The sequence below is a fragment of the Actinomyces sp. Z5 genome (assembly GCF_003287795.1).
GTDB lineage: Bacteria > Actinomycetota > Actinomycetes > Actinomycetales > Actinomycetaceae > Actinomyces > Actinomyces glycerinitolerans.
On the sequence record NZ_QMIN01000036.1, the window covers coordinates 1 to 6,900 of the forward strand.

At 67.7% G+C, this 6,900-nt stretch carries 6 protein-coding genes; 4 read left to right on the forward strand and 2 right to left on the reverse strand.

What is annotated here, in order from left to right; genetic code table 11:
- Positions 1–60 precede the first annotated feature (60 nt).
- From DRB06_RS03730 to DRB06_RS03745, 4 genes are all read left to right on the forward strand, one after another.
- The gene (locus DRB06_RS03730; protein WP_111819158.1) at positions 61–987 is read left to right on the forward strand and encodes an ABC transporter permease; all 927 of its coding nucleotides are present in this window, start codon (positions 61–63) and stop codon (positions 985–987) included.
- Positions 980–1,948 carry an ABC transporter permease gene (locus tag DRB06_RS03735; protein WP_111819159.1) on the forward strand — a complete coding sequence of 323 codons (969 nt, stop codon included), beginning with the start codon at positions 980–982 and terminating at the stop codon, positions 1,946–1,948. The genes DRB06_RS03730 and DRB06_RS03735 overlap by 8 nt, the downstream gene beginning before the upstream one ends.
- A 20-nt stretch (positions 1,949–1,968) precedes the next feature.
- A complete protein-coding gene (locus tag DRB06_RS03740; protein ID WP_181575178.1) occupies positions 1,969–3,687 on the forward strand; it encodes an ABC transporter ATP-binding protein in 1,719 nt (572 codons plus the stop codon).
- Positions 3,688–3,928: 241 nt separating this feature from the next.
- Positions 3,929–4,489 (forward strand): hypothetical protein, encoded by a 561-nt coding sequence (locus DRB06_RS03745; RefSeq protein WP_146750793.1) that lies wholly within the window; start codon positions 3,929–3,931, stop codon positions 4,487–4,489.
- A 4-nt stretch (positions 4,490–4,493) separates the two neighbouring features.
- On the opposite strand, the gene DRB06_RS03750 is transcribed toward DRB06_RS03745, so the two are convergent.
- Complete coding sequence (locus DRB06_RS03750) at positions 4,494–5,894, reverse strand: DUF6297 family protein (protein ID WP_146750794.1); 1,401 nt, start codon at positions 5,892–5,894, stop codon at positions 4,494–4,496.
- Between the two features lie 149 nt (positions 5,895–6,043).
- On the reverse strand, positions 6,044–6,757 hold the full coding sequence (locus DRB06_RS03755) for an ABC transporter ATP-binding protein (protein WP_111819162.1): 714 nt from the start codon (positions 6,755–6,757) through the stop codon (positions 6,044–6,046).
- Positions 6,758–6,900: the final 143 nt, after the last annotated feature.

Below are 6,900 nucleotides of genomic sequence, written 5' to 3' on the forward strand. Positions count from 1 at the left end.
GGCCGGACGGGCGCCCGTCCGGCCCCGACAGCATGGACACCACTCACCGGAAGACTCACTATGCTCCGCTATGTTGGACGCAGACTCTTGCAGATGATTCCCGTGTTCTTCGGGGCCACCTTCCTGATCTACGCCATGGTCTTCGCACTGCCCGGCGACCCTGTTGCCGCCCTGGGCGGGGAACGCGCCCTGTCGGACGCCGTCGTCGCCCAGATCCGGGCCGAATACCACCTGGATCAGCCCTTCATAGTGCAATACCTGCTGTACATCAAGGGCATCTTCACCGGCGACTTCGGCACCACCTTCTCCCACCAGCCCGTCTCCGAGGTAATGGCACAGGCCTTCCCCGTCACCATCAAACTAGCCGTGATGGCACTGGTGCTGGAAGGCGTCTTCGGAATCATCATCGGAACGCTGGCCGGACTGCGCCGCGGAGGCGCATTCGACGCCACGGTGCTGGTCCTGTCCATGACGGTGATCGCCGTTCCCACCTTCGTCATCGGCTTCGTGCTGCAGTTCCTCATCGGCATCAAGGCCGGCTGGCTGCCGGTGACGGCGGGAAGCAATCCTGGCGTAAGGGACCTGCTCATGCCCGCCATGGTGCTGTCGGCCGTTTCCTTCGCCTATGTACTGCGGCTGACCCGCACCTCCGTGGGAGAAAACCTGGCCGCCGACCACGTGCGCACTGCCCGCGCCAAGGGGATCTCAGAACGTCGCGTGGTTACTCACCACATTCTGCGCAACTCACTGATACCGGTGGTGACCTTCCTGGGGGCAGACCTGGGCGCGCTCATGGGCGGTGCCATCGTTACCGAAGGAATCTTCAATATTCACGGCGTCGGTGGAACCCTGTATCGGGCGATCCTTCAAGGGCAGGGCACAACCGTGGTGTCCTTCACCACCGTGCTCGTGCTCGTCTTCATCATTTCCAACCTACTCGTGGACCTGCTCTACGCCGCCCTCGACCCGAGGATCCGCTATGCCTGACACTCTTCAACCAGGCGCGCCCGTCGCCCCCCGCCCCGGCCAGGAGCGCTTCGTCTCCGACATCGACGAGACCGGCCTGGGGGCGGTGGACGCCGTCGCAGACGAGTCCGCGCCGGCGTCGATGTGGGGTGAGGCGTGGAAGCAACTGCGCCGACGTCCCTTGTTCTGGATCGCCGCGCTGCTGATCCTCGCCGCCGTGGCGTTAGCGGTCGCCCCGGGGCTGTTCACCAGCACCGACCCCCGCTTCTGCGAGCTGAGCAACTCCCTGGCGCCGGCAAGTGCGGGCCACCCCTTCGGCTTCGACAAGCAGGGTTGCGACATATACGCCCGTACCGTCTACGGGGCCCGCGCGTCCGTGAGCGTCGGGGTGCTGACCACCCTGCTCGTGGTGGCGGTCGGCTCCATGATCGGCGCCATCGCCGGGTTCTTCGGAGGCTGGTTCGACGCCCTGCTGTCGCGGATCACAGATATCTTCTTCGCGGTTCCGTTCATGCTCGCCGCCATCGTGGTGATGAGTATGTTCAAGACTCATCGCTCCGTATTCACGGTGGTGCTGGTGCTGGGGATCTTCGGTTGGCCACAGATCGCCCGTATCACCAGGGGTGCGGTCATGGCGGTCAAGAACGACGAGTTCGTCATCGCCTCGACGGCGTTGGGCGCCGGAAGGTGGGCGACCATGTTCCGGCATATTCTGCCCAACGCGGCGGCGCCGATCATCGTCACCGCCACGGTGTCGCTCGGCTCCTACATCGTCACCGAGGCGACCATGTCCTTCCTGGGAATCGGTCTGCCCGCCACCATCGTCTCCTGGGGAGCGGACATCTCCGCGGCCCAGTCATCACTGCGCAGCGCGCCCGGCATTCTGTTCTATCCGGCCGGTGCCCTGGCCCTGACGGTGCTCGGCTTCATCATGATGGGTGACGTCGTGCGCGACGCCCTCGACCCCAAGGCCCGCAAATGAGCAAGGCGAACGCGAAGAACATGACAGATACGAGCATCGCGGACAAGCGTCCGGATCCCGACCGGCCGCTGCTGGAGATCCGGGACCTTCAGGTGGCCTTCCGGTCCTCCACCGGCCTGGTTCCGGCGGTACGCAAGGCGAATCTGACCGTCTACCCCGGCCAGTCGGTGGCGATTGTGGGGGAGTCCGGCTCCGGCAAATCGACCACCGCCCACGCCGTCATCGGCCTGCTGCCGGGCACCGGTCGCGTCACCGGCGGGAAGATCCTTTTCGAGGGGCAAGACCTGGCCAGCGCCTCCGCCAAGGAGATGACCGCGCTGCGCGGGGCGCGCATCGGCCTGGTGCCGCAGGACCCGATGAGTAACCTCAATCCGGTCTGGTCCATCGGCAACCAGGTCAAGGAGGCACTGCGGGCCAACAACGTGGTGCCCGGCGGCGAGCTGGACCGTCGGGTGACCGAGTTGCTCACCGAGGCCGGCCTGCCGGACGCCGCCCGCCGCGCCAAGCAGTACCCGCACGAGTTCTCCGGTGGTATGCGTCAGCGGGCGCTGATCGCCATCGGCATGGCCGCCGACCCGAGTCTGCTCATCGCCGATGAGCCGACCAGTGCCCTGGACGTCACGGTCCAGCGGGTCATCCTCGACCACCTGCAGACCCTGACCCGCGAGCGTGGCACCGCCATGCTGCTGATCACCCACGACCTGGGGCTGGCGGCGGAGCGTGCCGAGCACCTGGTGGTTATGCACCGCGGGCGGGTTGTTGAATTCGGCCCCAGCCTTGAGATCCTCAAGGACCCCCAGCACCCCTACACCAAGCGGCTCGTGCAGGCCGCTCCTTCGCTTGCCTCCCACCGCATTGAGCAGGCGCACGCCCGGGGCGTGGAGACCACCGACGAGGAGCTGCTGGGCGCCGGGATGGGGCAGGTATCCACCGAGGACGTGCTGCGCGTGGAGCACCTGACAAAGGTGTTCCCGGTGCGTGGTGCCAAGGGGAAGGCCAACACCCTCAAGGCCGTCGACGATGTCAGCTTCGGCCTGCGTAAGGGCACCACTCTGGCTCTGGTCGGCGAATCCGGTTCGGGCAAGTCCACCGTCGCCAACATCATCCTGAATCTGATCGACCCCACCAGCGGGAAGGTTTTCCACCACGGTACCGACCTGTCCACGCTGAACAAGCGGGAGCTCTTCGGCCTGCGTCGCGTTATGCAGCCCGTGTTCCAGAATCCCTACGGCTCTCTGGACCCCATGTATTCGGTGTTCTCCTCGGTGGAGGAACCGCTGCGAGTGCACCGGGTGGGCACGCGCAAGGAGCGGGAGCGGCGGGTCGCCGAGCTACTGGATATGGTGGCGCTGCCGCGCAGCGCCATGCGCCGCTACCCCGGCGAGTTGTCCGGTGGCCAGCGTCAGCGCGTGGCCATCGCGCGCGCCCTGGCCCTGCGGCCGGAGATCGTCGTCTTGGATGAGGCCGTATCCGCTCTGGACGTGCTGGTGCAGGCGCAGATCCTTAAACTGTTGTCGGACCTGCAGGCGGAGTTGAAACTGAGCTACCTGTTCATTACCCACGACCTGGCCGTTGTGCGCCTGCTCGCAGACGACGTCGACGTCATGGAGCAGGGGCGGCTCGTTGAGGCCGGGCCGAGTGATGAGCTGTTCGCCCACCCGCGCGAGGAATACACCAAGCGCCTTATCGAGGCGGTTCCTGGCGCGGGTATCGACCTGTACCGCGCTGCAACCGACTAGGCTGCAAGAAATGTGGTGTGCGATGGGTAAATCATCTGCGAGCAACCGTGCTTCGGGGGCGCGCGCCATTGCCGTCGTCGCGATGCTGCTCATGGCCGGCTCCGTTCTGGGGTGCGGCCCGGCGAATCGGGACGCCGCCCCGATTGCATCCGCGACGGGGCCATCAAGCTCCGCCGCAGCGGCAACTAGGACGGCAGCGGGCACTGAGGAGCCAACCGCTTCCGCAAGCACGGATGCGCCCTTGGCGCAGCCGGCCCAGGAGACGTCGACGCCGCAGCCACTTGCTGCGGACGCTACGGTCCCGGATGAGGCCGCATTCATAAATGGTGAGGTGATCGTGCCCGAACAATGCGCCTTTTGGGGGAGCGCTGACGGTCGGGTGAACCTCGTTGACGGCTTTGCCAGCATGGAGGACGGCACTATTCAGATGAGCGTGACGGTCAAGCAGACCGCCGTGGTGACCCTCGCCGGCAAGCCATACCGGGCCGTCGTCTTCTCCTGCTGGGGCGGCGGGAACCTGGTATACGACCACATCGGCTTCTACGACGATGCTTCCACAGCGCCCGCCGTCGAGACCGGGATTCAGATCGCCGCCGGGCCCTACCAGAGCAATGCGATCAGCGCGGTCGAGGGCACCCTCGAGCCGATTGAGAACGGTTTCCACCTGGAGTGGGCCGGTGAGTTCCTGGCCACCGATGAGGCCTGTACCGCCTGCGCCACCGGGCATGGGGAAGCGGACTTCTTATGGAATGGCAGTTCCTTCGACGTCTTGAACAAGGTGACCTGGCAGCAACGGGATTAGTTCTTCAGACCAGCCTGCGGCCGGCCAGCAGCCCCCAGGTGACGACGACGGCGCTGACGGCTATCTGCGCGACTAGCAGTCGCGCCGTCGGGGACACTCCCGCGGCCAGCAGTGCGGTCGGCGCTCCGGCCAGGGCGGCGGCGTCGGGCCCGTTTACCAGCATCGCGACCGCGCCCGGCGGCAGCGATCCGATCGGCGAGGCGATCAGGCCCAGGGAGAAATCCGGTGCGGGCCGGAACCCCGACCGCAACGCCGCACCGGCCCAGCCGCAACCCGCCGCCACCACGAGACCGATGATGTTGCACGCCCCGGTAAGCGTCAACGAGTATGCCTGTTCACGTAGCTGGGCGGGCACCGCCACCGCCGTCCAAAGAGTCATCGCCGTGGCTGGCACCAGCAGGTGCCCGCACCTGATCAGGATGGGGCCAACCGGCCAGGACGCGTCCGCCGCGCCGTCGAACCAGGCACGCCGTGCGGGCTCGGCGAGAGCCAGGACCGCAACCCAGCCGCCGACCAGATGGAAGACGGCCTGGCCGACCGCTCCGATACCGCTGGACACCAGGGGGAACATCGCAATGAGCAGGCCCGCCAGTAGCTGCACCAAGCGGCGCGGCTGGCGCCACAGCAGCAGCCAGTCCGCCTGAGCCATGGCTAACACCGGACCCAGCGCCCGCGGCAGCCGACGCGACAACCCGGCCAGCGGCAGGCGTGATGGGCGGGCCGGACGCCGAGCCGGGGCGGACAGCAGGCGCCCGAGCGCGCGAGTGTCCAGGGAGAGCCAGGAAACCTGCGCACCCAGGTTGCGGGCGGCCACCTCCAGCAGGTGCGAATCCGGTATGTCAACCAGCCGGGCCCGCAACCGCCACCACCAGGCGGCGGCCGCCAAATCCGCTAATAGGCCCAGCAGCGTGAGCACTACTCCTGCCGCGCGGCGCGGAAAAGGCACACCTAACGCACCGACCGCGAGCACCGCTGCCGCCATGACCAGCAGTGCCACTCTCGCACCGAGAAGGCCGGTACCATCCACCTGCGCATGTACCAGCGCCAATAACAACAGCGCCCCACCGCCACCGCCGAGCAGGATTGTCCCGGAGGCCGTCGCCGCTCCGCCGCCCGCCACCACCGCCAGCAAGAATCCGGCCGTGCCGCCGGCGACGACCGCAAGCGCCATCTCCGCCCACGCCACGGGGGCCAGCAGGCCACGCCGATCGCCGGGCATGGGCAGCCACCAGGCCGCCTCATAGGTCCGCAGGAACAGCGGGCCCAGCCGCCGCAGCGGATCCAACAGCAGCCCCACCAGTACCAGCGCCAGTAGTATGGCCGCCCAGGCCGGGTCTGCGGCGACCATACCGGGCATGGACGCCGGGGCACCGGTCCCCAACCGCGCCAGGTACGGGACGGTCATGGCAGCCAGGATCGCCGCGGACAGCAACGTGTCATAGACATCACCGAGAATCGCCCAGGGGCTGCGTGTACTAGCGGTATGACCCCGTACCCAGCGGCGTAGTTCCCGACCCGGGGGCGGTGCGGGGGAGGAGTTGCCGCCGGCCGCGGTCACAGCCGGCCCTCGGTGATGGCGCGCACCCCGGCGGAGACATCAAGCAGGTTGGTGTCGGCGCCTACCAGCAGCACACTCGTGGCGACCGTGCGCACGAACTCCGCGTCGTGGCAGGCGATAAGCACGGCCACACCGGTCTCCCGCTCGGCGACCAGGCGCTGTGCCAGGGCACGGCGCGTGACATGGTCCAGGCGCTGCTCCGGCTCGTCCAGAACCAGGATGCGCCGCGGTCGGGCCAGCACGGCGGCCAGAGCCAGGCGACGTCGCTGTCCCGAGGACATCTCTTCGGGCAGGGCGTCGGCCAGGTCGATGAGATCGAATTCCTCCAGCAGCTGCCTGGCGGTCCGCTCCGGATCGGGCACGGCATGCCCGAAGCAGACCAGTGCCAGGTGCTCGGCCACGGTCAGGGCGGGGAAGAAGGACTCCTCGCCCAACTCGCGTGCCACCGCCCGGCGCTGCCGACCCGAACGCGGATCGGGGATGCGCCCCAGCAGTCTCACCTCGCCGTCGACGGGCGGAAGCAGGCCGAGACAGGTGCGTAGCAGGGTGGACTTGCCGGCGCCATTGACGCCCACGAGTGCCAGCGCCTCACCCGCTCGGAGGACGAAGGTAGCCGGCCCGCACACGGCGTGCTCGCCATAGCCAACACTTAGATCACGAGCCGCAACCAACACCTGGCCGCGTGCGGCGGGTGCGCCTGTCCCGGGCATCGTGGTCCTCCTCGAACCTAGCGGTTGCGCTCGATGCTACCCCGGCCCTACGCCGCGCCGTAGAAGGAGGCTCACCGCCTTGCCGGTGCAAAACACGACCTTGGGGTGCGTTTCACGACCCCGGGGTGGTCGTGAAACGCACC

What these genes read in the sequence shown, in the direction of transcription:
- DRB06_RS03730 (WP_111819158.1), top strand. Translation starts at nt 61, where the DNA reads ATGCTCCGCTATGTTGGACGCAGACTCTTGCAGATGATTCCCGTGTTC.
- DRB06_RS03735 (WP_111819159.1), top strand. Translation starts at nt 980, where the DNA reads ATGCCTGACACTCTTCAACCAGGCGCGCCCGTCGCCCCCCGCCCCGGC.
- DRB06_RS03740 (WP_181575178.1), top strand. Translation starts at nt 1,969, where the DNA reads ATGACAGATACGAGCATCGCGGACAAGCGTCCGGATCCCGACCGGCCG.
- DRB06_RS03750 (WP_146750794.1), bottom strand. Translation starts at nt 5,894, where the DNA reads ATGACCGTCCCGTACCTGGCGCGGTTGGGGACCGGTGCCCCGGCGTCC.
- DRB06_RS03755 (WP_111819162.1), bottom strand. Translation starts at nt 6,757, where the DNA reads ATGCCCGGGACAGGCGCACCCGCCGCACGCGGCCAGGTGTTGGTTGCG.